Source organism: Pseudomonas sp. MT3 (assembly GCF_054720805.1).
Map to the genome: position 1 here is coordinate 177,504 of NZ_JBTVPY010000001.1, position 25,753 is coordinate 203,256.

At 65.3% G+C, this 25,753-nt stretch carries 26 protein-coding genes; 16 read left to right on the forward strand and 10 right to left on the reverse strand.

The window, feature by feature from the left end; genetic code table 11:
- Positions 1 to 2: 2 nt before the first annotated feature.
- Positions 3 to 2,258 (reverse strand): PAS domain S-box protein, encoded by a 2,256-nt coding sequence (locus ACYCAX_RS00675; RefSeq protein WP_294973050.1) that lies wholly within the window; start codon positions 2,256 to 2,258, stop codon positions 3 to 5.
- 204 nt (positions 2,259 to 2,462) lie between these two features.
- Here ACYCAX_RS00675 and ACYCAX_RS00680 point away from each other — a divergent pair, with 204 nt between their 5' ends.
- From ACYCAX_RS00680 to ACYCAX_RS00690, 3 genes are all read left to right on the forward strand, one after another.
- Positions 2,463 to 4,085: an acyl-CoA synthetase gene (locus ACYCAX_RS00680; RefSeq protein WP_015477407.1), complete on the forward strand. Its 1,623-nt coding sequence runs from the start codon at positions 2,463 to 2,465 to the stop codon at positions 4,083 to 4,085.
- A gap of 57 nt (positions 4,086 to 4,142) precedes the next feature.
- A complete protein-coding gene (locus tag ACYCAX_RS00685) occupies positions 4,143 to 5,918 on the forward strand; it encodes an acyl-CoA dehydrogenase C-terminal domain-containing protein (RefSeq protein ID WP_294973053.1) in 1,776 nt (591 codons plus the stop codon).
- 135 nt (positions 5,919 to 6,053) lie between these two features.
- On the forward strand, positions 6,054 to 6,680 hold the full coding sequence (locus ACYCAX_RS00690; RefSeq protein WP_294973055.1) for a class I SAM-dependent methyltransferase: 627 nt from the start codon (positions 6,054 to 6,056) through the stop codon (positions 6,678 to 6,680).
- Positions 6,681 to 6,917: 237 nt separating this feature from the next.
- On the opposite strand, the gene ACYCAX_RS00695 is transcribed toward ACYCAX_RS00690, so the two are convergent.
- Positions 6,918 to 7,946: an ABC transporter substrate-binding protein gene (locus ACYCAX_RS00695; RefSeq protein WP_294973057.1), complete on the reverse strand. Its 1,029-nt coding sequence runs from the start codon at positions 7,944 to 7,946 to the stop codon at positions 6,918 to 6,920.
- Positions 7,947 to 8,048: 102 nt separating this feature from the next.
- Entirely contained in the window at positions 8,049 to 8,822 is a 774-nt protein-coding gene (locus tag ACYCAX_RS00700; protein ID WP_015477411.1) for a class II aldolase/adducin family protein, read from the reverse strand.
- Positions 8,823 to 8,993: 171 nt separating this feature from the next.
- Here ACYCAX_RS00700 and ACYCAX_RS00705 point away from each other — a divergent pair, with 171 nt between their 5' ends.
- Positions 8,994 to 10,394, forward strand: a complete 1,401-nt coding sequence (locus ACYCAX_RS00705) for an aminotransferase-like domain-containing protein (protein WP_294973059.1) — start codon at positions 8,994 to 8,996, stop codon at positions 10,392 to 10,394.
- A gap of 163 nt (positions 10,395 to 10,557) precedes the next feature.
- A complete protein-coding gene (locus ACYCAX_RS00710) occupies positions 10,558 to 11,259 on the forward strand; it encodes a YebC/PmpR family DNA-binding transcriptional regulator (RefSeq protein ID WP_294973061.1) in 702 nt (233 codons plus the stop codon).
- Positions 11,260 to 11,557: 298 nt separating this feature from the next.
- Here ACYCAX_RS00710 and ACYCAX_RS00715 read toward each other — a convergent pair whose 3' ends face one another.
- A complete protein-coding gene (locus tag ACYCAX_RS00715) occupies positions 11,558 to 12,454 on the reverse strand; it encodes a LysR family transcriptional regulator (RefSeq protein WP_015477414.1) in 897 nt (298 codons plus the stop codon).
- Between the two features lie 129 nt (positions 12,455 to 12,583).
- On the opposite strand from ACYCAX_RS00715, the gene ACYCAX_RS00720 reads away from it, so the two are divergent.
- The 4 genes from ACYCAX_RS00720 to ACYCAX_RS00735 all read left to right on the forward strand — a co-directional run bounded on the left by ACYCAX_RS00720 (position 12,584) and on the right by ACYCAX_RS00735 (position 16,735).
- Positions 12,584 to 14,089: a CoA-acylating methylmalonate-semialdehyde dehydrogenase gene (locus ACYCAX_RS00720; RefSeq protein WP_460247247.1), complete on the forward strand. Its 1,506-nt coding sequence runs from the start codon at positions 12,584 to 12,586 to the stop codon at positions 14,087 to 14,089.
- Positions 14,090 to 14,195: 106 nt separating this feature from the next.
- Complete coding sequence (gene mmsB / locus ACYCAX_RS00725) at positions 14,196 to 15,071, forward strand: 3-hydroxyisobutyrate dehydrogenase (protein ID WP_294978386.1); 876 nt, start codon at positions 14,196 to 14,198, stop codon at positions 15,069 to 15,071.
- Positions 15,072 to 15,225: 154 nt separating this feature from the next.
- Positions 15,226 to 16,146 (forward strand): bestrophin family protein, encoded by a 921-nt coding sequence (locus tag ACYCAX_RS00730; protein ID WP_294978389.1) that lies wholly within the window; start codon positions 15,226 to 15,228, stop codon positions 16,144 to 16,146.
- A 22-nt stretch (positions 16,147 to 16,168) separates the two neighbouring features.
- Entirely contained in the window at positions 16,169 to 16,735 is a 567-nt protein-coding gene (locus tag ACYCAX_RS00735; protein WP_294978392.1) for a flavin reductase family protein, read from the forward strand.
- Positions 16,736 to 16,925: 190 nt separating this feature from the next.
- On the opposite strand, the gene ACYCAX_RS00740 is transcribed toward ACYCAX_RS00735, so the two are convergent.
- Entirely contained in the window at positions 16,926 to 17,306 is a 381-nt protein-coding gene (locus ACYCAX_RS00740; protein ID WP_294978395.1) for a hypothetical protein, read from the reverse strand.
- Positions 17,307 to 17,523: 217 nt separating this feature from the next.
- Here ACYCAX_RS00740 and ACYCAX_RS00745 point away from each other — a divergent pair, with 217 nt between their 5' ends.
- Positions 17,524 to 17,829 carry a hypothetical protein gene (locus tag ACYCAX_RS00745; RefSeq protein WP_015477420.1) on the forward strand — a complete coding sequence of 102 codons (306 nt, stop codon included), beginning with the start codon at positions 17,524 to 17,526 and terminating at the stop codon, positions 17,827 to 17,829.
- A 99-nt stretch (positions 17,830 to 17,928) separates the two neighbouring features.
- Positions 17,929 to 18,114, forward strand: coding sequence for a hypothetical protein (locus ACYCAX_RS00750; protein ID WP_015477421.1), 186 nt, complete (start codon positions 17,929 to 17,931; stop codon positions 18,112 to 18,114).
- A 4-nt stretch (positions 18,115 to 18,118) separates the two neighbouring features.
- On the opposite strand, the gene ACYCAX_RS00755 is transcribed toward ACYCAX_RS00750, so the two are convergent.
- Positions 18,119 to 18,472, reverse strand: coding sequence for a hypothetical protein (locus ACYCAX_RS00755; RefSeq protein ID WP_294978400.1), 354 nt, complete (start codon positions 18,470 to 18,472; stop codon positions 18,119 to 18,121).
- Positions 18,473 to 18,769: 297 nt separating this feature from the next.
- Here ACYCAX_RS00755 and ACYCAX_RS00760 point away from each other — a divergent pair, with 297 nt between their 5' ends.
- Both ACYCAX_RS00760 and ACYCAX_RS00765 read left to right on the forward strand, forming a co-directional pair.
- Entirely contained in the window at positions 18,770 to 19,483 is a 714-nt protein-coding gene (locus ACYCAX_RS00760) for an endonuclease I family protein (RefSeq protein WP_294978403.1), read from the forward strand.
- Positions 19,484 to 19,571: 88 nt separating this feature from the next.
- Positions 19,572 to 20,078 (forward strand): DUF1993 domain-containing protein, encoded by a 507-nt coding sequence (locus ACYCAX_RS00765; RefSeq protein WP_294978406.1) that lies wholly within the window; start codon positions 19,572 to 19,574, stop codon positions 20,076 to 20,078.
- Between the two features lie 30 nt (positions 20,079 to 20,108).
- On the opposite strand, the gene ACYCAX_RS00770 is transcribed toward ACYCAX_RS00765, so the two are convergent.
- Positions 20,109 to 20,582 carry an Lrp/AsnC family transcriptional regulator gene (locus tag ACYCAX_RS00770; protein WP_015477424.1) on the reverse strand — a complete coding sequence of 158 codons (474 nt, stop codon included), beginning with the start codon at positions 20,580 to 20,582 and terminating at the stop codon, positions 20,109 to 20,111.
- 133 nt (positions 20,583 to 20,715) lie between these two features.
- Here ACYCAX_RS00770 and ACYCAX_RS00775 point away from each other — a divergent pair, with 133 nt between their 5' ends.
- Together ACYCAX_RS00775 and ACYCAX_RS00780 are read left to right on the forward strand one after the other, a co-directional pair.
- Positions 20,716 to 21,051, forward strand: a complete 336-nt coding sequence (locus tag ACYCAX_RS00775; protein WP_294978409.1) for a hypothetical protein — start codon at positions 20,716 to 20,718, stop codon at positions 21,049 to 21,051.
- Between the two features lie 95 nt (positions 21,052 to 21,146).
- On the forward strand, positions 21,147 to 22,145 hold the full coding sequence (locus tag ACYCAX_RS00780) for a bile acid:sodium symporter family protein (RefSeq protein ID WP_015477426.1): 999 nt from the start codon (positions 21,147 to 21,149) through the stop codon (positions 22,143 to 22,145).
- Between the two features lie 78 nt (positions 22,146 to 22,223).
- Here the strand turns inward: ACYCAX_RS00780 and gorA are convergent, their stop codons facing one another.
- Positions 22,224 to 23,582, reverse strand: a complete 1,359-nt coding sequence (gene gorA, locus ACYCAX_RS00785; RefSeq protein WP_294978414.1) for a glutathione-disulfide reductase — start codon at positions 23,580 to 23,582, stop codon at positions 22,224 to 22,226.
- Positions 23,583 to 23,663: 81 nt separating this feature from the next.
- Between gorA and ACYCAX_RS00790 the strand changes: the two genes are divergently transcribed.
- Positions 23,664 to 24,095 carry a VOC family protein gene (locus ACYCAX_RS00790; protein WP_460247248.1) on the forward strand — a complete coding sequence of 144 codons (432 nt, stop codon included), beginning with the start codon at positions 23,664 to 23,666 and terminating at the stop codon, positions 24,093 to 24,095.
- Positions 24,096 to 24,161: 66 nt separating this feature from the next.
- Here the strand turns inward: ACYCAX_RS00790 and galU are convergent, their stop codons facing one another.
- Complete coding sequence (galU, locus tag ACYCAX_RS00795) at positions 24,162 to 25,001, reverse strand: UTP--glucose-1-phosphate uridylyltransferase GalU (protein ID WP_015477429.1); 840 nt, start codon at positions 24,999 to 25,001, stop codon at positions 24,162 to 24,164.
- 220 nt (positions 25,002 to 25,221) lie between these two features.
- On the reverse strand, positions 25,222 to 25,569 hold the full coding sequence (locus tag ACYCAX_RS00800; RefSeq protein ID WP_015477430.1) for a LexA family protein: 348 nt from the start codon (positions 25,567 to 25,569) through the stop codon (positions 25,222 to 25,224).
- Positions 25,570 to 25,753: the final 184 nt, after the last annotated feature.

The window sequence follows — 25,753 nt, forward strand, 5'->3', positions numbered from 1 at the left end:
CGTCATTGCCCTCTTCCTCCCGCCGGTAGCCGGCACGCCAGGCGCAGACCGCCGGTGGCCACCGCACGGGCATCCAGCGTGCCGCCAAAACCTTCGACGATGCCACGGCTCATCGACAGCCCCAACCCCAGCCCGTCCGGCTTGCTGGTGAAGAACGGCGTGAACATCTGCTCCAGTGCTTCGCCGCTGGCCCCCGGCCCTTCGTCCTCCACCCAGACGCAGAGCCGCCCGTCTTCTTCGCGATGGCTGCCGAGGCGGATGTGCGACGGTTCGCCGGCATGGCGCTCGCGATTCGCCTCGATGGCGTTGCGCAGCAGGTTGAGGAACACCTGCTCCAGCAGCACGCGGTCGGCGTAGATGGGGGGCAGATTCTCCGTCAACGCTTCGCTGACCGCCACCTCCGCGCCGGCGGCTTCCCAGGCGCACAGGCCCAGCGAAGCGCGCGCCACTTCGTTGATGTCCAGCGCCTGCATGCGCCGCTGGCCCTTGCGCAGGAAGGCGCGCAGACGGCGGATCACTTCGGAGGCGTGGGCGGTGTGCTCGACGATCTGCGCCAGCCCCTGGGCCACGCGATGCGCGGCTTCCGGCTGGCTGTCGAGAGTCTTCAGGTAGCGTTGGCTGGCGCTGGCGTAGTTCATCACGGCGGCCAGCGGCTGGTTCATCTCGTGGGCGATGCCCGAGGCCAGCTCGCCCAGGGTCACCAGGCGCGCGGTGTGGGCCAGTTCTTCCTGATGCCGGCGCTGCTGGTTTTCGCGCAGTTCGCGCTCGGTCATGTCGCGGGCCACCAGCGAGTAGTAGCGCTCGCCACCAGCCGCCTGGTGCGCCAGCAGGACCAGCGACAGCGGCGCAGCGCTCCGCCCGGCCCCGGCGCGCAGCCGGCCTTCGGCGCTCCACACGCCGCTGTGCCGGGCGGTGTCCCAGCCTTCGCCTTCAAGTTTTTCCGCAAGGCCGTCGTCGAGCACGTCGGCGACGGACGCCGGCAACGCCTCATCCTCCAGCCCGAGGGCACGGCGCGCCGATGGGTTGAGATAGGTAACGCGACCGGCCGGGTCGACGAACAGCACCAGGTCGGTATTGGCCTCGACCACTTCGGCCAGCCGCCGCAGGCCCTCCTCGGCCTGTACCCGCGCGGTGATGTCGCGGGACACGCTGACCACCTCCATCACCTGGCCGGTGTAGGTCTCGCGGATCGCGCGACTGGCGGTTTCGAACCACAGGTAATGGCCGTCACGGTGGCGCAGGCGGTAAGTCAGGGTCACGTAGCCGTCCTGCACCAGCGCGTCACGGGTGCGCTCGGCGACGCGCTGGCGGTCCTGCTCGTGGAGCATCGGCAGCAGCGCCTTGCCGCGCAGCTCTTCGGGCCAGTAGCCGAGCAGCGTCCAGGAGGCCGGCGAAACATCGAGCAACTGGCCGTCGAGGGTGCGGCGGGAAATCAGGTCGGTGGTGTTCTCGATGATCTGCCGGTACAGCCGGCTGGCCGTGGCCGCTTCGCGCTGTTCGCGCTGTTGCATGGTGACCTCGCGGCCGTGGACCAGCACCTGCCGCTCCGCGAGCATCGGCACGAAGGTCCAGAGGAACTGCCGGTCTTCGCGCTCACCGACCACCTCGTGCACCGCCCGCCCCTGTTCCAGGCAAGTGCGCAGCAGTTGCGCATGGTTGCTGGGCAGCAGGTCGCGCGGTTCGGCGCCGGCGAACTCCGTAAGCCACTGGCGCAGGGCCCGGTTGCAGTCGACCAGCGTCGCCGACTCGTCCAGCACCAGCGCCGGCTGCGGATCGGCGCTGAGCAGCGGCGCGGTGCGATGCGCGTGGCGGGCCAGGACGAGCACTTCCCCGAGCAGCTCGCCAATCCAGTCCAGCCAACTCCCGGCCTGGTCGGCGGGACTTTGCACCAACAGCAATCCAGGACGCTGCGCATCCAGCGACAGCACCAGCGCCAGCCCCTGTCCCCAGCCAGCGCGGCGCAACCGGCCGGCGAGCCAGCACGGCACGCTCATCAGTTCGTCCAGCGGCAGGCGCTGCCGGCCTTCCAGGTGCGCCGCCAGGGCCAGGTCATTGGCCTGCAGCGGATCGCCGCTACCCGGCGGCAGACGCGAGGCGCCGGCAACCGCTTCGAAGCTGTGGCTGCGCGGCTGCCATTCGACGTAGAGCGCACGCGCCACGCCGTCGCGTTCGAGGCACAGCCGCTGCAGCACCTCAGCCTGCGCCGCGACGGGGGCCTGCTCGCGCACCAGGCGCACCAGGGTATTCAGGTGGGGCATGGGAAAGACTCGATGGGGCCTTTGATGAGTATAGTATTTATACCATACACCTTAGGTTTAACTTCCATATCAGATACGACATTGCTATAAAACGCCCCAATGACTGGGCGACAGCCTGCCGCACCGGTCACGACCCGCCTGCCGCCAAGTGCTCCACGGGTCACCACAGAACAATGAGCTAACAATCAGCCACAGGGTGTCCACATGTCGATCTTCGAACAGGGCTTGCCGCGCGCGGCCGTCAACCACATCGCGCTGTCGCCGCTGAGCTTCATCGAACGCACCGCCCACGTTTACCCCGAACGTACCGCCATCATTCACGGCAGTCTGCGCCGCACCTGGAAGGAAACCTACCAGCGCTGCCGCCGCCTGGCCTCCGCCCTCGCCGCCCGCGGCATCGGCCGTGGCGACACGGTGGCGGTGATGCTGCCCAACACCCCGCAGATGGTCGAGGCGCACTTCGGCGTGCCGATGATCGGCGCGGTGCTCAATACCCTCAACGTGCGCCTGGACGCCGAGGCCATCGCCTTCATGCTGCAGCACGGCGAAGCCAAGGTGCTGATCACCGACCGCGAATTCCACGACGTGATCCACGCCGCCCTGGGCATGCTCGACCACCCGCCGCTGGTGGTGGACGTGGACGACCCCGAGTACGGCGAAGGCCAGGCGGTCAGCCCGCTGGACTACGAGGCGCTGCTCGCCGAGGGCGACCCGGAGTTCGCCTGGCAGTGGCCGCAGGACGAGTGGGACGCCATCTCCCTCAACTACACCTCCGGCACCACCGGCAATCCCAAGGGCGTGGTCTACCACCACCGCGGTGCCTACCTGAACTCGCTGGGCAACCAGATGACCTGGTCGATGGGCCAGCACCCGGTCTACCTCTGGACCCTGCCGATGTTCCACTGCAACGGCTGGTGCTACCCCTGGACTGTCACCGCGCTGGCCGGCACCCACGTGTGCCTGCGCCGGGTCGATCCGCAGAAGATCCTCACCCTGATCCGCGAGCACCAGGTCACCCACATGTGCGGCGCGCCCATCGTGCTCAACGCGCTGATCAACATGCCCGAATCGGCCAAGGCTGCCATCGACCACCCGGTGCACGCGATGGTCGCCGGTGCGGCGCCGCCGGCCAAGGTGATCGGCGCAGTGGAGGAAATGGGCATCAAGGTCACCCACGTCTACGGCCTGACCGAGGTCTACGGCCCTGTGACGGTCTGCGCCTGGCACGAGGAATGGGACGCGTTGCCGCTGGACGAGCGCGCCCGCATCAAGTCGCGCCAGGGGGTGCGCTACCCGACCCTGGAAGGCGTGATGGTCGCCGACCCGAAGACCCTGGAGCCGGTGCCGTGCGACGGTCTGACCATCGGCGAGATCTTCATGCGCGGCAACACCGTGATGAAGGGCTACCTGAAGAACCCCACGGCCACCGAGGAGTCCTTCGCCGGCGGCTGGTTCCACACCGGCGACCTGGCGGTCTGGCACCCGGACGGCTACGTGGAAATCCGCGACCGCCTGAAAGACATCATCATCTCCGGGGGCGAGAACATCTCCACCATCGAGGTCGAGGGCGTGCTCTATCGCCACCCGGCCGTGATGGAGGCCGCCGTGGTGGCTCGCGCCGACGAGCGTTGGGGCGAGACGCCCTGCGCCTTCATCACCCTCAAGGGCGAACACGCGGCGGTCGAGCCACAGGACATCATGAACTTCTGCCGCGAGCACCTGGCCGGCTTCAAGGTGCCGCGCACCGTGGTATTCACCGACCTGCCCAAGACTTCCACCGGGAAGATCCAGAAGTTCGTCCTGCGCGACTGGGCCAACGCCCTCTGACCCCACCCTCCGCCAGCCATCGTGCGCTCCCCGCAGCGGGGAGCGCCGGAGTTCGCCATGCCCGACTACAACGCTCCCCTGCGCGACATGCGCTTCCTGCTCGACGAAGTGTTCGACGCCCCCGCCCTCTGGGCGCGCCTGCCGGCGCTGGCCGAGCGCATCGACGCCGACACCGCCGACGCCATCCTCGAAGAGGCGGCGAAGATCACCGGCGGCCTGCTCGCCCCGCTCAACCGCAGCGGCGATGAGGAAGGCGTGCGGTTCGCCAACGGCGCCGTGCACACGCCCGTCGGCTTCCGCGAGGCCTACGCGACCTATGCCGAGGGCGGCTGGGTCGGCCTGGCGGGCAACCCCGCGTACGGCGGCATGGGCATGCCGAAGATGCTCTCGGTGCAGTTCGAGGAAATGATGTACGGCGCCAACGCCAGCTTCAGCCTGTACTCCACCCTCTCGGCCGGCGCCTGCCTGGCGCTGGACGCCCACGCCGACGAAGCGCTCAAGACCTCCTACCTGCCGAAGATGTATGCCGGCAAATGGGCCGGCTCCATGTGCCTGACCGAGCCGCAGGCCGGCACCGACCTGGGACTGATCCGCACCCGCGCCGAGCCGCAGGCCGATGGCAGTTATCGCGTCACCGGCACCAAGATCTTCATCACCGGCGGCGAGCAGGACCTCACCGACAACATCGTCCACCTGGTGCTGGCCAAGCTGCCCGACGCCCCCGCCGGCTCGCGCGGCATCTCTCTGTTCCTCGTGCCGAAATTCCTGGTACAGGCCGACGGCTCGCTCGGCGCACGCAACGCCGTGTCCTGCGGCTCGGTCGAGCACAAGATGGGCATCAAGGCCTCCGCCACCTGCGTCATGAACTTCGACGGCGCGACCGGCTGGCTGGTGGGCGAACTGAACAAGGGGCTGGCGGCGATGTTCACCATGATGAACTACGAGCGCCTGTCCATCGGCATCCAGGGCATCGGTTGCGCCGAGATGTCCTACCAGAGCGCCGTCAGCTACGCCCGCGAGCGCCTGCAGAGCCGTGCCGCCACAGGCCCGGTGGCCAAGGACAAGGTCGCCGACCCGATCATCGTGCACCCCGACGTGCGCCGCATGCTGCTGACCATGAAGGCCCTGACCGAAGGCGGCCGGGCCTTCTCCACCTACGTCGGCCAGCAGCTGGACGTGGCCAAGTACGCCGAAGACGCCGCCGAACGCGACGCCGCCCAGGCGCTGGTGGCGCTGCTGACGCCGGTCGCCAAGGCCTTCTTCACCGACACCGGGCTGGAAAGCTGCATCCACGGCCAGCAGGTGTTCGGCGGCCACGGTTTCATCCGCGAATGGGGCCAGGAACAGCTGGTGCGCGACGTGCGCATCGCGCAGATCTACGAAGGCACCAATGGCATCCAGGCGCTGGACCTGCTGGGCCGCAAGGTGATCGCCGACGGCGGCCAGGCGCTCGCCCTGTTCGCCGGGGAAATCCGCGCCTTCGCCGATGCCGCCGACGGGGTGGCCATGAGCGCCTTCACCGCGCCGCTGCTGGATGCGCTGGACCTGCTCGAATCCGTCACCCGCCACGTGCGCGAACGCGCCGCCAGTGCGCCGCAGGAGATCGGCGCCGCCTCGGTGGAGTACCTGCACCTGTTCGGCTACACCGCCTATGCCTACCTCTGGGCACGCATGGCGCAGGCCAGCCTGGGTCGGGACGATGACTTCCACGGCGGCAAACTGGCCACCGCGCGCTTCTACTTCGCCCGCCTGCTGCCGCGCACCGAGTCCCTGGCGAGTTCGATCCGCGCCGGCAGCGACAGCCTGTTCGAGCTGCGCGCCGAGCAATTCTGACGGCCGGCGGACCCACCATTCTGTTGAGTGTGATTGCGTGGCCAGCCCTGAGGGGCTGTGCCGCGCTTTTTTCGCCTCGGCGGATGGGGGGAGCCCACGTAGAATGAAGGCATCCACTTGCCACCGGTCTGCGTCATGAGCACCTCCGATCCGACCCTGCGCGACATCTCCCGCGTCACCCTGCAGCACTATCAGGACAGCGCCCAGTCCTTCCGCGAAGGCACCTGGGACCACGACGTCACCCAGAACATCACTGCGTTGCTGCGGCATATCCAGGGCGAGGCGCCTTTCGCGCTGCTCGACTTCGGCTGCGGTCCGGGTCGCGACCTGTGTGTGTTCAAGGGCATGGGCCACGCGCCGGTGGGCCTGGACGGCTGTGCCAGTTTCGTCGACATGGCTCGCGAGGCCAGCGGCTGCGAGGTCTGGCAGCAGGACTTCCTCGCCCTCGACCTGCCCGCCGGGCGTTTCGATGGCATTTATGCCAACGCCAGCCTGTTCCATGTCCCGCGCAGCGAACTGCCGCGCGTGCTGGGCCAGTTGCATGCGGCGCTGAAGCCGGGGGGCGTGCTGTTCAGCTCCAACCCGCGCGGGGAAAACCAGGAAGGCTGGAATGGCGGGCGCTACGGGTCCTACCACGACCTGGAGAACTGGATGCGACTGTTGGAGGACGCGGGGTTCCGCGAGCTGGAACACTATTACCGCCCCGCCGGGCTGCCACGGGAGCAACAGCCGTGGCTGGCGAGTGTCTGGCGCAAGGTCTGATCGTGGTGCGGGGGTGGTTCGCGAGCAAGCTCGCTCCTACGAAAAACGCAGCGGCACATACCTGCAGGAACGAGCTTGCTCGCGAACCCGCCTGACGCCGGCCCTGCCCGCAAATTGCACGACAGATGAGGCGATCGCGGACAAAGTCCACTCCTACGGTTTTGCAGGAGCGGACTTTGTCCGCAGTAGGTCCAGCAAGGCATGGCACGGGCGTCCCGCCCGCGCCACCCTCCAGGATCAGCCCTTCGCCGCCCAGGCGTTGAAGCGCTGCTCCAGGTCCTCACCGTGATCGACCCAGAAGGCGAAGTTCACCGGCACCGCCTGTTCCAGGTTCGCCGGCGCGGTGTTCAGGCGCTCCACCAGCTTCGGATCCAATAGCTGGGTAGTGCCCAGGTTGACCGAACCGTACCCCAGCTTCACGGTATGAATCTTCTGCTGCTCGGGCTTGAGCGAGAAGGCGATGAAGTCCTCGGCGGCCTTCTTGTTCGGGCTGCCCCTGGGAATGGCCCAGGAGTCGATGGCGTACAGGCTGCCGTTCCACACCACCTTCATCGGCGCGCCTTCTTCCTGGGCGGCGAACGCGCGGCCATTGTAGGCGGTGCTCATCACCACGTCGCCGCTGGCGAGGAACTGCATCGGCTGCGCGCCGGACTCCCACCACTGGATCGACGGCTTGATCTGGTCGAGCTTCTTGAAAGCGCGGTCCACGCCCTCCTTCGTCGCCAGCACCTTGTACAGGTCATCCTTCTTCACCCCATCGGCCAGCAGGGCGATTTCCAGGGTGTACTTGGCGCCCTTGCGCAGCGAGCGCTTGCCGGGGAATTTCCGCGTATCCCAGAAATCCGCCCAGCCGGTCGGGCCATTGGGCAGGCGCTTGGCGTCGTAGGCCATCGCCATCGACCACACCAGCAGGCCGGCGCCGCAATCGGAAACGGTGCCCGGCACGTAGTCCTCGACCTTGCCCAGCGTCGCCGGGTCCAGCTGTTCGAACAGGCCGTCCTCGCAGCCGCGCAGCAGTTCCGGGCCCTCGACCTGAACCACGTCCCAATTGACGCTGCCGGTGTCGACCATCGCCTTGATCTTGCCCATCTCGCCGTTGTACTCACCGGCGATCACTTTCATCCCCTCGGCTTTCTCGAAGGGTTTATAGAAGGCTTCGGTCTGTACGTTCTTGCTGGTACCGCCGAAGGAGATCACGGTCAGGTCGGCGGCCACGGCGCCGGATGCCACGCCCATGAGCAGGGCTCCCAGAATCGGGTTCTTCATTTCCACCTCTTGGCTTTGTTGTTGGCAGATGGTTAACGCACGCAGGCGCCCGGCCTCTGCGGGCCGGAGCACGATGACCGGGGCAGTTGCGCCCCGTTGCACTTAACTTCGATAGTCGGCCTCGCCCTCCGCGATGAGGCGCAGGGCCGACTCCCAGGCCAGCAGGTGCAGGCCGTCGGCCAGGGCTTCCTCTTCCTGCACGGCGACGCGCTCGCACACGGCCTGCGGCGGATAGCGCAACTGGCGGCCGCCGGCCAGGGCCTGGACCTGTGCCTGGCAGGCGCGTTCGAGGAAGTAGATCTGGTTGAAGGCTTCGGCGATGCAGCGGCCGGTGGCCAGCAGACCGTGGTTGCGCAGGATCATCACCATGTGGCCCCCCAGGTCGCGCACCAGGCGGGAGCGCTCGTCCGGGTCCAGGGCGATGCCTTCGTAGTCGTGGTAGCCCAGGCGGTCGTGGAACTTCAGCGCGTGCTGGCTGATCGGCAGCAGGCCCTCTTCCTGGGCAGATACCGCGATGCCGGCGGCGGTGTGGGTGTGAATCACGCAGGCCACGTCCTCGCGGGCGGCGTGTACCGCGGAATGGATGTTGAAGCCGGCACGATTGACGCTTTTCGGGCCAAAGCGCGGGTCGATGACGTCGCCGGCGTGGTCGACCTTCACCAGGTCGGAGGCGCGCATTTCGTGGAACAGCACGCCGTAGCGGTTGATCAGGTAATGGCCCGGCTCGCCCGGCACCCGCGCGGAGATGTGGGTGTCGATGTGGTCGGTCCAGCGGAAGTGCGCGATCAGCCGGTACAGAGCGGCGAGGTCGCAGCGGGCCTGCCACTCTTCGGCGGAAATGCTCGATGGATCGATGTTGTAAGCTGTGTCACGCATGACGGCTGTCCCTTGTTCTTGTTCAGGCTGTGCGGCGTTTTGCCGCCGTCTGGGACCAAGTGTGCTGGGCACGCCCGGCCCGCACCATGCACAGGGACAACGCAGAAATTGCAGTGCTGTTATGGTCCGCGGACCTGTACAGATCCTTCCCCACGAGAATCGGACCTTCGGATGCTGTTGCTCGACCCCACCTCGGACATTCCCCTGGTCACCCAGATCGTCGAAGGCATCGCCCAGGCCATCGACGAGCAACGCCTGCGCCCCGGCGCCAAGCTGCCTTCGATCCGCAAATTCGCAGAGGCCAACGGTGTCAGCCACTTCACCGTGGTCGAGGCCTATGACCGGTTGGTGGCGCGCGGCTGCCTGAACGCCGTACCCAACGCCGGCTTCTACGTACGCGGCCCGCTGGTCGAGGACAGCACCGGCAGCGAGGCGCCGCCGGAGTTCGACTTCGACGCCCACCTGCTGCTGCACAAGGTCTTCCAGCCACTGGGCATGGAGCTGCGCCCCGGCGTCGGCCTGCTGCCCGAGCACTGGCTGGACGGCGAAGGCCTGCTGCGCGGGTTGCGCAGCCTGGCGCGGGAGGAGCCGACACAGTTCGGCAACTACGGCCACAGCAAGGGCAACCCCAGGCTGCGTGGCAAGCTCGCCGACCGCCTGGGCGATGCGGGTGTGGCGGCCAGCCCCGAACAGATCCTGCTGACCGCCGGCGCCAGCCAGGCGCTGGACCTGGCCGTGCGCTACCTGGTGCAGCGCGGCGACCCCGTGCTGGTGGACGAGCCCGGCTACCACAACCTGTTCCTCAACCTGCGCCTGCAGGGCGCGCAGCTGCTCGGCGTACCGCGCAGCGCCGACGGCCTGGACCTCGACCGCCTGGAACAACTGGCCCGCGAACATCGCCCCAAGGTCTACTTCACCCAGGCGCGGCTGCAGAGCCCCACCGGCGGCAGCCTGTCGCTGGCCGCCGCGCACCGCCTGCTGCAACTGGCGGAGAAGTATGATTTCCTCATCGTCGAGAACGACATCTATGCCGACCTCGACCCCGCCGGCCAACTGCTGCTGGCCAACCTCGACCAGTTGGCGCGGGTGATCTACATCGGCAGCCTGTCCAAGGTCATCGCCCCGGCGTTGCGCACCGGCTTCATCGCCGCCCACCCGGAGCTGATCGAGGAACTGGTGCCATTGAAGATGGTCAGCGGCCTGACCAGCTCGGAGCTCACCGAAACCCTGGCCCTGGACATCCTCCTGCAGGGTCGCCATCGCAAGCACGTGAAGCAGTTGCGCGACCAGCTCAGCGAGGCCCACGACAGCGTGGCGCGGCGCCTGGAGTCCGCCGGCCTGGAAATCTTCCACGAGCCCCGCGCCGGTCTGTTCCTCTGGGCCCGGCACCGCGCGGTGGACGACGCCACCCTGCTCGCCGGCCGCGCCAAGGAAGCGAAGATCCTGCTGTTCCCCGGCCAGTTGTTCATGCCCGATGGCCGCAGCGTGCCGTGGATGCGTTTCAACGTTGCACATTCGCTGGATGAACGGCTGTACGCATTCCTCTCCGCCCAGGGAGAAGGCTACCTGTAGGAGCGAGCTTGCTCGCGAACAGCCCAACAGCGGAGCCGCCTGAAACCCTGTTCGCGAGCAAGCTCGCTCCTACCAAAAGCCTCGCCGGTCTGTCAGATATCGCCAGCGGGCGCGCCAGCCCTTAGACTTGCCGCCCATCAGTCACCGCCAGCTAGAGATCACTATGGGCGCCCAGTGGAAAGCCAAACACAAAGAAGCCGCAGCCAACGCCAAGGGCCGCATCTTCGGCAAACTGTCCAAGGAAATCATGATCGCCGCGCGTAACGGCGCCGATCCGGACATGAACCCGAAACTGCGCCTGGTCGTCGAGCAGGCCAAGAAGGCCTCGATGCCCCGCGACACCCTGGAGCGCGCCATCAAGAAAGGCGCCGGCCTGCTGGACGGTGGCGCCAGCTTCGAGCGCGTGGTCTACGAAGGCTTCGCCCCGCACCGCGTGCCGGTGATCGTCGAGTGCCTGACCGACAACGTGAACCGCACCGTCGCGGAAATCCGCGTGCTGTTCCGCAAGGGCCAGTTGGGCGCCTCCGGCTCGGTCGCCTGGGACTTCGACTACCTGGGTCTGGTCGAGGCCACCCCGGCCAGCGCCGACGCCGACCCGGAACTGGCCGCCATCGAAGCCGGCGCCCAGGACTTCGAGCCGGGCGAGGAAGACGGCGACACCCTGTTCCTCACCGACTCCACCGACCTGGACGCCGTCTGCCGCGCCCTGCCGGAGCACGGCTTCACCGTCGCTTCGGCGAAGCTGGGCTACAAGGCGAAGAACCCGGTCAGCCTGTCCGGCGCGGAGCTGGAAGAGGTCGAAGCCTTCCTCGATGCCCTGGACGGCAACGACGACGTGCAGAACCTCTACGTCGGCCTGGCGTAAGACGAAACGAAACGGGCGGCCAATGGGCTGCCCGTTTTCATTCAGCGTGTGCATGAACTGTAGGAGCGAGCTCGCTCGCGAACCAAGGTCACCCGTAATGGCGGGCGTGAGGCGGGTTCGCGAGCGAGCTCGCTCCCACAAGAGCACCCGGCGGATATCTGGCAGCCACACCCGATCACTTGGTGGCCCCGTAGGGCGCATAACGCCCCAGGCGTTATCCGCCGTCCCGGCACGCAGTCGTAACATTTCCCCTCTACCAGCAGCCTTTCGACGGATAAATCGTTCCGATTTATGCGCCCTACATTCCCCGCCCCATCAACGCCTCCTGGCTCCCCTCCGCCTTCTCCCGCAGGAAATCCCAGGTGGTGCGCATCCGCGCGATGTCCTTGAGCTCGGTCGGCATCAGCATCCAGAAGGTCCGCACGAACTCGATCTCCCCCGCCAGCACCGGCTGCAACGAGGAGTCCTCGGCTGCGGCGAATGCCGGCAGGATCGCCAGCCCCGCACCCTCCGCCACCGCGCGTTGCTGGGCGAGGATGCTGGTGCAGCGCAGCGCCATGTGCAACGGCCGGCCGATCTCGTCGAGGTATTGCAGCTCCTTGCTGTACAGCAGGTCATCGACGTATCCGACCAGCGCATGCTCGCGCAGATCGTCGCGATTGCGGATCGGTCCGCGCTCGGCCAGATAGTCCTTCGAGGCATACAGGCGCAGCACGTAATCGGTCAGCCGGGTGATGATGTAAGGCCCGCGGCCAGGGCGCTCCAGCGTAATCACGATGTCCGCCTCATGGCGCGACAGCTGCAACGCGCGCGGCACCGCCAGCAGATCCACGCCCAGGTGCGGGTGGCGCCGGTTCAGCTCCACCAGTTGCGAGGTCAGCAGGGTCGAGCCATAGCCTTCGGTGGCGCCGATGCGCACCTTGCCGGAGAGATTGTCCTCGGTTCCCGCCAGGCGCTTCTCGATCACCTTGCAGGCACTCTCCATCGCCTCGGCCTGGGGCAGCAGGCCGTGGCCGGCTTCGGTCAACCGGTAGCCGCCCGGCTCGCGCACCAGCAGTTGCGCGCCAATACTCTTCTCCAGCGCCTGCAGACGACGGGCGACCGTGGTGTGGTCCACGCCCAGTCGACGGGCGGCAACGGTGAGCTTGCCGGCGCGGGAAAGCTCGAGGAAAAACCGCAGGTTGTCCCAGTCCATGTCAGCCTCAGCGCACCTCGAATGTGCAAAAACGCAGACCATACTTGCACATCACCGCATTGAGTACATCAAAAATGCACTGTTAGGATCGATCCAGACAACAAAAAGCCACAGGCTGGGAGAATCCCGATGACCGCAACTGCCCCGACCGTCAAACTGTTCCTCGACGGCAAGCCCGTCGAGTCCACCACCTCCGAATGGCGCGATGTGATCAACCCCGCCACCCAGGAAGTCCTCGCCCGCGTGCCCTTCGCCACCGCCGAGGAAGTCGACCGCGCCGTGACCAGCGCCAAGGCCGCGTTCAAGACCTGGAAGAAGACCCCCATCGGCGCCCGCGCGCGCATCTTCCTCAAGTACCAGCAACTGATTCGCGAGAACATGAAGGAGCTGGCGGCGATCCTCACCGCCGAACAGGGCAAGACCCTGCCGGACGCCGAGGGCGACGTGTTCCGCGGCCTGGAAGTGGTCGAGCACGCGGCCGGCATCGGCAACCTGCAGCTGGGCGAGCTGGCCAACAACGTGGCCGGCGGTGTGGATACCTTCACCCTGCTGCAACCCATCGGCGTCTGCGCCGGCATTACCCCCTTCAACTTCCCGGCGATGATCCCGCTGTGGATGTTCCCGATGGCGATCGCTACCGGCAACACCTTCGTCCTCAAGCCGTCCGAACAGGACCCGATGGTGACCATGCGTCTGGTCGAGCTGGCCCATGAAGCCGGCGTGCCGCCGGGCGTGCTCAACGTCATCCACGGCGGCCCGGACGTGGTGAACGCGATCTGCGATCACCCGGACATCAAGGCCGTCTCCTTCGTCGGCTCGACCCGCGTCGGCACCCACGTCTACAACCGCGCCTCCCAGGCCGGCAAGCGCGTGCAGTGCATGATGGGCGCGAAGAACCATGCCATCGTGCTACCCGACGCCAACAAGGCACAGACCCTCAACGCCATTGCCGGCGCCGCCTTCGGCGCAGCCGGACAACGCTGCATGGCGCTGTCGGTGGCAATCCTGGTGGGCGAGGCCAACGAGTGGATTCCCGACCTGGTAGCCAAGGCCAAGACCCTCAAGGTCAGCGGCGGCACCGAAGCCAACACCGACGTCGGCCCGCTGGTTTCCTGCGCGGCCCTGGACCGCGTCAGCGGCCTGATCGAGCGTGGTGCCCAGGAAGGCGCCAAGCTGGAACTGGATGGCCGCAACCCGCAGGTGGATGGCTACGCCAAGGGCAACTTCGTCGGCCCGACCGTGTTCTCCGGCGTCACCCCGCAGATGACTATCTACCGCGAGGAAATTTTCGGCCCGGTGCTCTGCGTGGTGTCGGTAAAGACCTTCGACGAGGCCATCGAGCTGATCAACGCCAACCCCAACGGTAACGGCACTGCCCTGTTCACCCGTTCCGGCGCCGCCGCACGGCACTTCAAGGAAGAAATCGACGTCGGCCAGGTCGGTATCAACGTGCCGATCCCGGTGCCGGTGCCGATGTTCTCCTTCACCGGTTCGCGCGGCTCCAAGCTGGGCGACCTCGGGCCGTACGGCAAGCAGGTGGTGCAGTTCTACACCCAGACCAAGACCGTCACCGAGCGCTGGTTCGACGAGAACGAAGTCGGCGGTGCGGTGAACACCACCATCCACCTCAAGTAAGCCCCCGCCTACCCGCCCCAGCCACCCCGGACTCAGCAAGGATGCTGGCCCGGGCCTGGGCGGATACGTCTTTCGCGCCCGACCATCAGAACAAGAGGACAACCCCATGCGCATCGGTTTCATCGGACTCGGCAACATGGGCGGCCCCATGGCCGCCAACCTGCTCAAGGCCGGCTTCGACCTGAGCGTCTTCGACCTCTCCGCCAAGGCCGTGGCAGCGGCCGTCGCCCTCGGCGCCCGCGCCCTCGCCTCGCCCGCCGAAGTGGCCCGCGATGACGTCGAGGTGATCATCACCATGCTGCCTGCCGCCGCCCACGTGAAACAGGTCTTCCTCGGCGAAGACGGCCTGCTGGCCAACGTGCAGCCGGGCGTGCTGCTGATCGACTCGTCCACCATCGACCCGCTGAATGCTCGCGAGGTATCCGCCGCCGCCCTGGCTCATGGCAACCCGATGCTCGACGCACCGGTTTCCGGCGGTACCGCCGGCGCGGCAGCCGGCACCCTGACCTTCATGGTCGGCGGCGAGCCGGCCGACTTCGAGCGCGCCCGCCCGGCACTGGCTGCGATGGGCAAGAACATCGTGCACTGCGGCGGCGCCGGCAACGGCCAGGTGGCCAAGGTAGCGAACAACCTGCTGCTGGGCATCTCCATGATCGGCGTGGCGGAAGCCATGTCCCTGGGCGTGAAGCTGGGCATGGACGCGGACGTGCTGGCCGGCATCATCAACACCTCCAGCGGCCGCTGCTGGAGCTCGGAGGTGAACAACCCGCTCACCGGCGCCCCGGCGGCGCGGGGCTACAGCGGCGGCTTCGGCACCGACCTGATGCTCAAGGATCTGGGCCTGGCCAGCGAGGCCGCGCGCCAGGTGCGCCAGCCAGTGCTGCTAGGCGCACTGGCCCAGCAGCTGTTCCAGACCTTCAGCAACCAGGGCAACGGCCAGCTGGATTTCTCAGCCATCGTGAAGCTCTACGAGCAGGGCTGAGCCGCTCCTCAACGGGCACTTTTCGTAGGAGCGAGCTTGCTCGCGAACAGCCCCGCAGCGAGGAGGTTCGCGAGCAAGCTCGCTCCTACAAGGGGCCCCAGCCCCCTGCCTATCTCCGTTATCATGCGCGCTCCGCCCGACCGGAAACCGCCGCATGATCCTCCGCCCGCAAACCCCGACGCTCTGGGTCCTGCTGTTCTCGCTCAAGGGCTCGATCATCCCGGCCATCTGGCGCAAGGTACTCTACACCGTGCTGCTCAGCTCGCTGGTGGTAGCCACCCACGGCACGCTGTACCACTACAAGGTGGTCATCACCTCCACGCCCTTCACGCTCTGGGGTCTGACGCTGGCCATCTTCCTGGGCTTTCGCAACAACGTGGCCTACCAGCGGTTCTGGGAAGCACGCACCCTGTGGGGCGAGTTGCTGATCGTGACCCGCAACCTGGCCCGGCAGACCCGTTCGTTGCTGCCCGACCTCGATCCGGCGGCCCGCCGCCACCTGTGCAACCCGCTGATCGCCTTTGCCTATGTGCTGCGCGACCATCTGCGCGGCAACCCGCAGAGCGAGGACGTGCGCCGCCTGCTCGGCGCCGACGAAGCCGCCACCCTGGACGCCACTCCCACCCCGACCAACGCGCTGCTGGCCAGCATCGGCCAGCGCTTCGCCGAACACGCCCGCGAGACTGGCGCCGGCGACATCACCCTGGCCGCCATCGACCAGCAGATGACCCGACTCTCCTACGTGCTCGGCGGCTGCGAGCGGATCCACAACACACCGATTCCCTACCCCTACATCCTGATGCTGCACCGCATCGTCCACGTCTACTGCTTCCTGCTGCCGTTCTGCCTGGTCGACAGCATTGGCTGGTTCACCCCGCTGGCGGTGTGCGTGCTGGCCTACACCTTCTTCGGCCTGGACGCCCTGGGCGACCAGATCGCCAATCCGTTCGACACCCAACCCAACGACCTGCCGCTGGACGCCATGAGCCGCAACCTGGAAATCGCCGTGCTGGAAATCCTCGGCGAGACACCCCTGCCCGAACCGCTGCAACCGGTGAACGGCCTGCTGCTCTGATCCCGGCCCCGAGGAACAACCGATGAGTCACCTGAAAGACGTGCCGCTGGCCAAGGCCTACCTGTTGCTCAACCACGGCCCGAGCACACTCGTCACCAGCGAGCACGACGGTGTCGCCAACGTGATGGCCGCGGCCTGGGTCATGCCGCTGGACTTCGACCCGCCCAAGCTGCTGCTGGTACTCGATCGCAACACCTGGTCGCGCCACTTGGTGGAAGGCTCCGGGGCCTTCGCCATCCAGCTGCCGTCGCGCCGGCAGGCGGAGCTGACCCTGGCGGTCGGCTCCAGCAATGGCGGTGAGATGAACAAGTTCGAACAACTGGATATCCGCACCTCGCGGGCGCAGCAGATCGAGGCGCCAATCGTCGATGGCTGCGTGGCCTATCTGGAATGCAAGGTGATCAGCGAACCGAACAACCAGGAGAAGTACGACCTGTTCATCGCCGAAGTCATCGCCGCCTATGCTGACGAACGCGCCTTCTCCAACGGTCGCTGGCACTTCCCGAACGACGACCTGCGCACCATTCACTACCAGGCTGGCGGCGCCTTCTTCGCCACTGGCGAAGCCTTCCAGGTTGCGCGGGACTGATCCATCGCCGCGACAGCCGGCGGTGATGCCGGGCCGAATGACAGGCATAAAAAAGCCCGCTCGTATGCGCGGGCTTTTTCATTGGGGAGCTAATCCTTTAGCTGAGAACCATACTCCCCTCGCACTTGTGAAAAAAACGTGAAGACCTCGGCCCCAATTGCAACAAATTCCGTCGCCCGACGAAGCGTCGTCAGCTCGAGTAATCCAGCGCCGTCCAGACCCGGCTGAGGCCACCGCTGATCCGGCAGGCGGACAGATCCTGCTCATCGGCACCGGGGGTCAGGCGCACCATCGAATCACCTTCCGCCTCGGTCAGCCACTGCAGCCGGCCGCAGTTGGGCGTATCGATCACGTAGCTGGCCGCGATGCTGGAACGCGCCTTCGGCAGGCGAATGGCGTCATGTACCGTGCCGCGCTCCTCGATGCGCTTGCCGTCGGCGATCAGCACCGCCCAGGCCTCGCGGCCTTCGATGATCAGATAGGCGCCATTGGCCCTGGGCACGTCCATCGGTGGTTCCGCGCAGCCAGCCAGTACCGCCAGCATCGAGCACGCCATCAGTTTTCCCAGCATCGCTACACCCTCCTCATTCGTCGACGGGCCCTTGCCAGCGCTCCGGCAGCACAGGGCTTCCTTGGATTCAGTCAGACAGCGAGGTAATAGTAATCACAAGATACTGTTCATGCATACAGTATTTTGAGAATATTCACTCAACGACGACGAAAGGCGCGACACGCCGAAACTGCGGAACGCCGTATAACGAGGGCCGGGCCCTCTGAGGAGCAGAGCGATGGTGAGTATCCATCAGCTGAAGTACACCGTGAACCACATGGCCATCGATGACGTGCGCGAAGCCGTCGAGGAATTGCTCCTCGAAGGTTTGGTCACCGAAGGGAAGACCCCTTTCAGCCGCACGCACTTCAACACCTGCTTCGCCGAGATCGAGGCGCTGCTGCAACGCGCCGGCTATCACCGTCCGCTGGATGTGGTCGGGTACCAGGGGCAGGCGTACGCGATGTTCGACCCCAGCCGCTGGGAGGCCGTGGACGTGCTGCGCTGGCTCAAGGAGTATGTCGAGGAGGTTGCGGCCAGCTGAGCCTGCCGCTGGGCTGTGCGCGGGAGCGGAAACTTGCGCAGCCCCGTCCCGCGCACTAATGTCCCCTGCATTCCCGCTTCCCGAATCAAGGACGATTCAATGGGCAACTCATCGAATGCCGACAGCTGGCACTGGGCCTACCGCAAACTGCGCAGTTGGGACGTCGGCCGCATCAGTTCCGCTTTTCTGGCCACACTGTTCCACTGGCGCGGCGACACCGGGCTGTTCTACAGCCACGGTGGCCTGCGCAAATCCCGCCTGACCCGCGACGACCGGACCGACTGACCCATCAGGGCCGCGTGGGCGGGTATACCGCGCCATTGGGGTATTCGACGCTCTGCCGGATGCCCCCTCCGGATTGATCGATGATCACCGTGCCCGAATGCGACTCACCATAGCCGCGCGGCACCTGCACGCCACCGTATCCGTCATAGCGCTGCCAGCTCGACGAACTGTTCACGCTGCCACTGGCCCCCGGACTGACATAGATCCGTTGAATCGTCGGCGGCGATGGCTGCCATTGCGTTTGAGACGAGGACTGTGGCGGGTAGCGGGGCTGCTCGCCAGGGAATTGCTGCTGGGCCAGCACCGGTGCCGCCAAGGCGCAGCAGGCAATGAGCGCCACGCTTGCGGGACCATTCATGGGATGCTCCGGGATGACTGGAAAGGTTTCAGCATATCAATCCCTCCGGGGACCGCGTAGATCAATTTTCAGTCTACACCTAGAAAGTAATATGTTTTATTTCATATAGTTATGACAAATAGTTAATCCTTAAAATTAAAAAACATTGCTGATCGCAACCCTCCCGGCGCCGCAAACCCACACCACTCGTCCAATACCTCCGCCCGGCAAGCCCAACGCAGCCTTGCCATTCGATTGCCACGATTGGCAACTCGTTCTTAATCAGTAAGATGCAGCTAATTTCGTAAGGAATACCTAATGTTCCGACGCTGCCTGTCCCTGCTGCTGATTCTCACCATTCCCGCCGTTGCCTTTGCCGCCGCCCCGCGCACCTTCGAGGAAGCCAAGAAGGTCGGTCGCAAGCTCTACGCCCGGCAGTCGGTGGAGTTCTATTGCGGCTGCCGCTACAGCGGCACCAAGGTCGACCTCAAGAGCTGCGGCTATACCCCGCGCAAGAATGCCAATCGCGCATCACGCATCGAATGGGAGCACATCGTCCCGGCCTGGGCGATCGGCCATCAGCGCCAATGCTGGCAGAGTGGCGGTCGCAAGAACTGTTCGCGTAACGACCGCGTATACCAGAAGGCCGAAGCGGACCTGCACAACCTGGTGCCCAGCATCGGCGAGGTGAACGGCGACCGCGCCAACTACAGCTTCGGCTGGCTGTCGCAGAAACCCTCGCAGTACGGCGCCTGTCCGATGGTGGTGGATTTCAAGGCGCGCAAGGCGATGCCCCGTCCGCAGATTCGCGGGATGATCGCCCGCACCTACTTCTACATGAGCGACCGCTACGGCCTGAGGCTGTCCAAGCAGGACCGCCAGCTGTACACCGCATGGAGCAAGCAGTACCCGGTGGAAACCTGGGAGCGCCAGCGCAACCAGATGGTTGGCTGCGTGATGGGCTGGGGCAATCCCTACGTCGGCGAGATCGACATCAGTCGCTGCCCCTCGCCCCGAGTCGCCGAGCGCTGAAGCCAGGCGACAGCACGCGGGCCCGGCACTAGACTCCGACAGCCGTCCCGCGTGGCGAGCGCCCTATTTCCTGTCTGGAGTACGCAGCATGTCCTTCTCGATCTACCAGGCCTCCGTTCCCGTCTTCATCCGCATGCTTGGCAATCTCTCGGCTATCCTCGCCAAGGCTGCCGCCCATGCCGAAGCCAAGTCCATCGACCCCTCCGTCCTGATCAACGCCCGTCTGGCGCCGGACATGTTCGCCCTGGCGCGCCAGGTGCAGATCGCCAGCGATGCCGCCAAGGGCTGCGGTGCGCGCCTGGCCGGCGTCGACGTGCCGAACTTTGCCGACGAGGAAACCACCTTCGAAGAGTTGCAGGCACGAATCACCAGGACCATCGACTTCCTCAAGACCCTCAAGCCCGAGCAATTCGAAGGCGCCGAGAACCGCACCATCGAACTGAAGCTGCGCACCCGCGAGATCAGCTTCAAGGGCGCCGATTTCCTGCTCGGTTTCGCCAACCCGAACTTCTACTTCCACGTCACGACCGCCTACGACATCCTGCGTCACAACGGCGTGGAAGTCGGCAAGATGGATTACCTCGGCGGCGTGTGATCGTCCGGGCGCCGGTCCTCCCGGCGCCCGTCAGCCGCGCGGCAGCGGCAGGCTGGTGGTGGACTTGATTTCCGAGAGTGCCACGATGGAGTTGATTTCCTGGACGCCCGGCACCTGGGACAGCCGCTCGAAGAAGAAGCGCTCGTAGGCATCCACGTCCTCGGTGACGATGCGCAGCATGAAGTCCACCGCACCCATCAGCACATGGCACTCGAGCACCTCGGGGAACTCGCCGATGGCCCGGGCGAAGTCCGTCAGGTGATTGCGCCCGTGGGCGTTGAGCTTCACCTGGGCGAATATCTGAGTGTTCAGGCCGATTTTCTTGCGATCCAGCAGGGTCACCTGCTTGCGGATCACGCCTTCATCCTTCAGCCGTTGAATCCGGCGCCAGCACGGCGACTGCGACAGCCCGATGCGCTCGGCAATCTCGGCGGTGGAAAGCGTCGCCTCCTCCTGCAACAGGGCGAGGATCTTCTTGTCTTGGGCATCCAGGGAAACCAGCATTAATGATTCTCCAAAAATCAATACAAAGAATCATTAATGCATAAATCTCATCAGGCAAGCAGAAAACAGGCAAATAAATCCCTCGGGCGCCCTGCACAATCTTCCACACTTCCTACCCGAGCGACCGGCTGCCATGACTCTTCCCGCACTCACCCTTCCCGACTTTTCCCTGGTTTCCCAGGATCGCCCGGTTCCGACCGAAGCCGCTGCCGATGTCCGCTATCTGATCCGCGCCGAGATCGACGCCGACATCCTTTGCCGACTGCTCAACCAGTTCGCCCTGCAAGGCCATGTACCGGTGGAGGTCGGGGCCTCGCGGCGGGAGGAGTGGCTGGATATCGCGCTACGAGTGAACAGCCTGCCCCGGTATCGCGCCGAGGTGATCGCCCAACGCATGCGCGGGATGGTCAGCGTGTGTTCGGTCGACCTTCATGTCGATGAACCGCGAACTGTCCGCTCGGCGACATAATCTGGCCATCTGGCGTTAGCCGGCACCTCCCTCCCTGGCTAGAGTGCGAGCCTGACCCTGGTGGTCTGTCACACAACAACATGAGAGATGTGCCTATGGCTCGCCCACGCCTGCTTCCCGACAACTTCACCCTGGCGCTGATCGCCACCGTGACGGCCGCCAGCCTGCTGCCCTGCGAAGGCACGGTGGCGGTGATTTTCGGCTGGGTCACCAACCTGGGCATCGCACTGCTGTTCTTCCTGCACGGCGCCAAGCTGTCGCGCCAGGCGATCATCGCCGGCGCCACCCACTGGCGCCTGCACCTGCTGGTGTTCGCCTGCACCTTCATCCTCTTCCCGATCCTCGGCATGGCCCTCAAGCCCGTGCTGTCGCCGCTGGTCACGCCCGACCTGTACCTGGGCATGCTCTACCTGTGCGCCCTGCCCGCCACCGTGCAATCGTCGATCGCCTTTACCTCGCTGGCGCGCGGCAACGTGCCGGCGGCGATCTGCAGCGCCTCGGCGTCCAGCCTGCTGGGCGTGTTCCTCACTCCGCTGCTGGTGCAGTTGCTGCTCGGCACCCAGGGCGAAACCGGCATGTCGACCCTCGACGCCATCGGCAAGATCACCCTGCAACTGCTGGTGCCCTTCATCGCCGGCCAACTGCTGCGCCCCTGGATTGGCGCCTGGGTCGAGCGCAACAAGCCGGTACTACGCTACGTCGACCAGGGCTCGATCCTGCTGGTGGTCTACACCGCCTTCAGCGCTGCCGTGATCCAAGGCCTCTGGCACCAGATCCCGCTGCCCGCGCTGGCCGGCCTGACGGTCGCCTGCTGCGTGCTGCTGGCCTTGGCGCTGATCTCCACCAATCTGCTCGGTCGCTACCTCGGCTTCTCCCTGGAAGACCGCATCACCATCGTTTTCTGCGGCTCGAAGAAGAGCCTGGCGACCGGCGTACCGATGGCCTCGGTACTCTTCGCCAGCAGCACCGTCGGGGTGATCCTGCTGCCGCTGATGCTGTTCCACCAGATCCAGCTGATGGTCTGCGCGGTACTCGCCCAGCGCTATGCCCAGCGCCAGGAAAGCACTCACACCCAACTGGAGCGCGCCAACTGACGGCGCCTGTCCGGGGCGAGACGCCACCCACGAAAAAGCCGGTGCAGTGCACCGGCTTTTTCGTTCCTGCTGTGGCGATCAGGTCCCGACCGGCGTACGCAGAGTGACGAACTCCTCCGCCGCCGTCGGATGGATACCGATGGTTTCATCGAAGACCCGCTTGGTCGCCCCGGCCTTCAGCGCAATGGCGATCCCCTGGAGGATTTCTCCGGCCTCCGGACCAACCATGTGGCAACCCAGCACCTTGTCGCTGTCGGCATCGACGATCAGCTTCATCAGGGTTCTTTCCTGGCTCTCGGTCAGCGTCGACTTCATCGGGCGGAAGCGGCTCTCGAACAGCTTCACCTTGTGGCCGGCGCTGCGCGCCTCATCCTCGGTCAGGCCGACAGTGCCGATATTAGGCAGACTGAACACGGCGGTCGGAATCAGCTTGTAGTCCACCGGACGGTATTCCGCCGGGCGGAACAGATGCCGCGCCACTGCCATGCCCTCTGCCAGCGCGACCGGCGTCAACTGCACCTTGCCGATGACATCGCCGATGGCATGGATGGAAGGCTCGCTGGTGCGATATGCCTCGTCCACCTTGATGAAGCCGCGATCATCCAGCTCGACCGCGACGTTCTCCAGGCCGAGATTGTCCAGCATAGGTCGGCGACCGGTGGCGTAGAACACGCAGTCGGCTTCCAGTACCCGACCATCCTTGAGAGTGGCCAGCAGCGTACCGTCGGGCTGCTTGTCGATCCGGGCGATATCGGCATTGAACTGCAGATCCAGCCCCTTCCTGACCAGTTCATCGCGCAGGTGCTCGCGCACGCTGCGGTCGAAACCGCGCAGGAACAGGTCACGGCGATACAGCAAGGTCGTCTGGGCGCCCAGGCCGTGGAAGATCGAGGCGAACTCCACGGAGATGTAACCGCCACCCACCACCAGCACGCGACGCGGCAGCTGTTCGAGGAAGAATGCCTCGTTGGAGGTGATCGCATGTTCCTTGCCGGGAATGTCCGGCAGCTGTGGCCAACCGCCGGTGGCAAGCAGGATATGCTTGGCCGTGAAGCGCTGCCCGTCGACTTCAACCGTGTGCGCATCGCGCAGCTGGGCATGGCCTTCCAGCAGCGTTACGCCGCTGTTGACCAGAAGGTTGCGGTAAATGCCATTGAGGCGATGGATTTCGCGGTTCTTGTTGGCGATCAGGGTCGGCCAGTCGAATTTCGCGCCCCCGGCCGTCCAGCCAAAACCCGCCGCCTGCTCGAAGTCTTCCTGGTAGTGAGCGCCATAGACCAGCAGCTTCTTGGGCACACAGCCGACGTTGACGCAGGTGCCGCCCAGGTAGCGGCTCTCCGCGACACCGACCCGCGCACCGAAGCCCGCGGCGAAACGCGCAGCGCGCACACCGCCGGAACCGGCGCCGATGACGAACAGGTCAAAATCGAAAGACATCATGCTTCTCCGCGTGAATATGCGAGGCAGCATACCCTATACAGCCTGACCTATCCTGCCAGGAACCGAAGGAGGCATCCCATGCGACCGAACCTGACTCACCTGGCCCTGCACGTTCCCGACCTGGACGCCTGTGTCGCGTTCTACGAACACTTCTGCGGCATGCGCATCATCCACCAGCGCGAAGGCAAGGGCTCGCGGATCGTCTGGATGGCCGAGCCGGGCAAGGAGCACAGCTTCATCTTCGTCATCATGCCAGGCGGCGTGGCGCGTCACCTGGCCAGCGATGACTACAGTCACTTCGGCTTCGCCGTCGACAGCCACGCGGAAGTGGACCGGATCGCCAAGGAAGCACAGGATGCGGGCTGCCTGATCTGGGCCCCGCGGGAAGAGCCTTATCCGGTGGGCTACTACTGTGGCCTGCGCGACCCAGCCGGCAACTACGTCGAGTTCAGCTACGGCCAACCGCTGGGCCCGGGCTCAGAAGCCATGCCGATTCCGCAGTCGATGTAACGGACACCCGGAAACGAAAAAGCCACCCGCAGGTGGCTTTTCGACGAACCGGAAAGGGCCCTGGACTTACCAGGCCTTGCCCGTCTTGTAGAGGTGCTCGTAGCAGAAGTTGGTCGCCTCGATGTAACCCTCGGCGCTACCGCAGTCGAAACGCTTGCCCTTGAACTTGTACGCCAGCACGCAACCATCCTGGGCCTGCTTCATCAGGGCGTCGGTGATCTGGATCTCACCGCCCTTGCCCGGCTCGGTCTGCTCGATCAGGTCGAAGATGTCCGGCGTCAGGATGTAGCGACCGATGATCGCCAGGTTCGACGGAGCCTCTTCGGGCTTCGGCTTCTCGACCATGTTGTTCACGCGATAGATATCGTCGCGAATCATCTCGCCAGCGATCACACCGTACTTGTTGGTTTCTTCCGGCGGCACTTCCTGGATCGCCACGATGGAGCAGCGGAACTGGTTGTACAGCTTGACCATCTGCTTGAGGACGCTGTCGCCCTCCAGGTTCAGACACAGGTCATCCGCCAGCACGACGGCGAAGGGTTCGTCACCGATCAGAGGACGGCCAGTCAGGATGGCGTGGCCCAGGCCCTTCATCTCGATCTGACGGGTGTAGGAGAAGGTGCATTCGTCAATCAGGCGGCGAATACCGACCAGGTACTTTTCCTTGTCGGTGTTGCGAATCTGGTGTTCCAGCTCATAGCTGATATCGAAGTGGTCTTCGAGGGAGCGTTTGCCACGGCCAGTCACGATGCCGATTTCACCGAGGCCGGCTTCCAGGGCCTCCTCCACTGCATACTGGATCAGCGGCTTGTTCACCACCGGCAGCATTTCCTTGGGCATGGCCTTGGTGGCCGGGAGGAAGCGGGTACCGTAGCCAGCGGCCGGGAACAGACATTTCTTGATCATGGGAGTCCTTCGAGGGGGACAGGGGTGCGAATTGCGCGCAGTCTAATCAGGCTGCAGCCACCTTACAATGCCCCGGCAAGCGGCGATGCGTGCTCCTACGAGCATTTGCGAACCCGCTTCGAAGGCCGGCGGCAGCGGATCTGACAATAGCCCCGGCCCCGAGTTCGCCGCTAATGGCAAAAAGTCAGTATCGCACCCAGCTCCCGGACAGGCATGCCTGTCACCAGCCGGCGCTCTCTACTGGCAGGCGCCGCCGTACCACACCCCAGATCGTCAACTCGTCCCCCTCACGAACCTTGATGGACGGAAAGCAATCACTGGCTGGCAACAGGACAAAAGCACCTTCGATGATTGCCAATCGGCGAATCAACGCTTCTCCATTGAGCTCCGCAACAACGATATCTCCTGCCGTTGCCAACTCCGATCGATCGACCAGCAGCAGGTCGTTGTGATGAATCCCCGCCCCCGTCATGCCATCGCCATGCGCACGCACTATGTATGTGTGGGATGGCATCCGCTGCGGGTGCGTGGGTACGGTGTTGTGGACGGATTCCGATACCTGGTGCATGGCTCACCTCAATACTGTATATACATACAGATATCAGATAGAAACCTGACGTTCAAGCCATTTACCGGAACCTCGAGCCCCACAGGCACTCAATCGAAAGGGCGCGACGTAATCCGTGGTGGTCTACCCTTAGCAAGGGGCGAGGACATTCGATATGAATCCGGGCACGTTCGTGACTCTCATG

Bases quoted from the DNA above. Each gene is read 5' to 3' on its own strand.
- ACYCAX_RS00675 (WP_294973050.1), bottom strand. From the start codon at position 2,258: ATGCCCCACCTGAATACCCTGGTGCGCCTGGTGCGCGAGCAGGCCCCC.
- ACYCAX_RS00680 (WP_015477407.1), top strand. From the start codon at position 2,463: ATGTCGATCTTCGAACAGGGCTTGCCGCGCGCGGCCGTCAACCACATC.
- ACYCAX_RS00685 (WP_294973053.1), top strand. From the start codon at position 4,143: ATGCCCGACTACAACGCTCCCCTGCGCGACATGCGCTTCCTGCTCGAC.
- ACYCAX_RS00690 (WP_294973055.1), top strand. From the start codon at position 6,054: ATGAGCACCTCCGATCCGACCCTGCGCGACATCTCCCGCGTCACCCTG.
- ACYCAX_RS00695 (WP_294973057.1), bottom strand. From the start codon at position 7,946: ATGAAGAACCCGATTCTGGGAGCCCTGCTCATGGGCGTGGCATCCGGC.
- ACYCAX_RS00700 (WP_015477411.1), bottom strand. From the start codon at position 8,822: ATGCGTGACACAGCTTACAACATCGATCCATCGAGCATTTCCGCCGAA.
- ACYCAX_RS00705 (WP_294973059.1), top strand. From the start codon at position 8,994: ATGCTGTTGCTCGACCCCACCTCGGACATTCCCCTGGTCACCCAGATC.
- ACYCAX_RS00710 (WP_294973061.1), top strand. From the start codon at position 10,558: ATGGGCGCCCAGTGGAAAGCCAAACACAAAGAAGCCGCAGCCAACGCC.
- ACYCAX_RS00715 (WP_015477414.1), bottom strand. From the start codon at position 12,454: ATGGACTGGGACAACCTGCGGTTTTTCCTCGAGCTTTCCCGCGCCGGC.
- ACYCAX_RS00720 (WP_460247247.1), top strand. From the start codon at position 12,584: ATGACCGCAACTGCCCCGACCGTCAAACTGTTCCTCGACGGCAAGCCC.
- mmsB (WP_294978386.1), top strand. From the start codon at position 14,196: ATGCGCATCGGTTTCATCGGACTCGGCAACATGGGCGGCCCCATGGCC.
- ACYCAX_RS00730 (WP_294978389.1), top strand. From the start codon at position 15,226: ATGATCCTCCGCCCGCAAACCCCGACGCTCTGGGTCCTGCTGTTCTCG.
- ACYCAX_RS00735 (WP_294978392.1), top strand. From the start codon at position 16,169: ATGAGTCACCTGAAAGACGTGCCGCTGGCCAAGGCCTACCTGTTGCTC.
- ACYCAX_RS00740 (WP_294978395.1), bottom strand. From the start codon at position 17,306: ATGCTGGGAAAACTGATGGCGTGCTCGATGCTGGCGGTACTGGCTGGC.
- ACYCAX_RS00745 (WP_015477420.1), top strand. From the start codon at position 17,524: ATGGTGAGTATCCATCAGCTGAAGTACACCGTGAACCACATGGCCATC.
- ACYCAX_RS00750 (WP_015477421.1), top strand. From the start codon at position 17,929: ATGGGCAACTCATCGAATGCCGACAGCTGGCACTGGGCCTACCGCAAA.
- ACYCAX_RS00755 (WP_294978400.1), bottom strand. From the start codon at position 18,472: ATGAATGGTCCCGCAAGCGTGGCGCTCATTGCCTGCTGCGCCTTGGCG.
- ACYCAX_RS00760 (WP_294978403.1), top strand. From the start codon at position 18,770: ATGTTCCGACGCTGCCTGTCCCTGCTGCTGATTCTCACCATTCCCGCC.
- ACYCAX_RS00765 (WP_294978406.1), top strand. From the start codon at position 19,572: ATGTCCTTCTCGATCTACCAGGCCTCCGTTCCCGTCTTCATCCGCATG.
- ACYCAX_RS00770 (WP_015477424.1), bottom strand. From the start codon at position 20,582: ATGCTGGTTTCCCTGGATGCCCAAGACAAGAAGATCCTCGCCCTGTTG.
- ACYCAX_RS00775 (WP_294978409.1), top strand. From the start codon at position 20,716: ATGACTCTTCCCGCACTCACCCTTCCCGACTTTTCCCTGGTTTCCCAG.
- ACYCAX_RS00780 (WP_015477426.1), top strand. From the start codon at position 21,147: ATGGCTCGCCCACGCCTGCTTCCCGACAACTTCACCCTGGCGCTGATC.
- gorA (WP_294978414.1), bottom strand. From the start codon at position 23,582: ATGTCTTTCGATTTTGACCTGTTCGTCATCGGCGCCGGTTCCGGCGGT.
- ACYCAX_RS00790 (WP_460247248.1), top strand. From the start codon at position 23,664: ATGCGACCGAACCTGACTCACCTGGCCCTGCACGTTCCCGACCTGGAC.
- galU (WP_015477429.1), bottom strand. From the start codon at position 25,001: ATGATCAAGAAATGTCTGTTCCCGGCCGCTGGCTACGGTACCCGCTTC.
- ACYCAX_RS00800 (WP_015477430.1), bottom strand. From the start codon at position 25,569: ATGCACCAGGTATCGGAATCCGTCCACAACACCGTACCCACGCACCCG.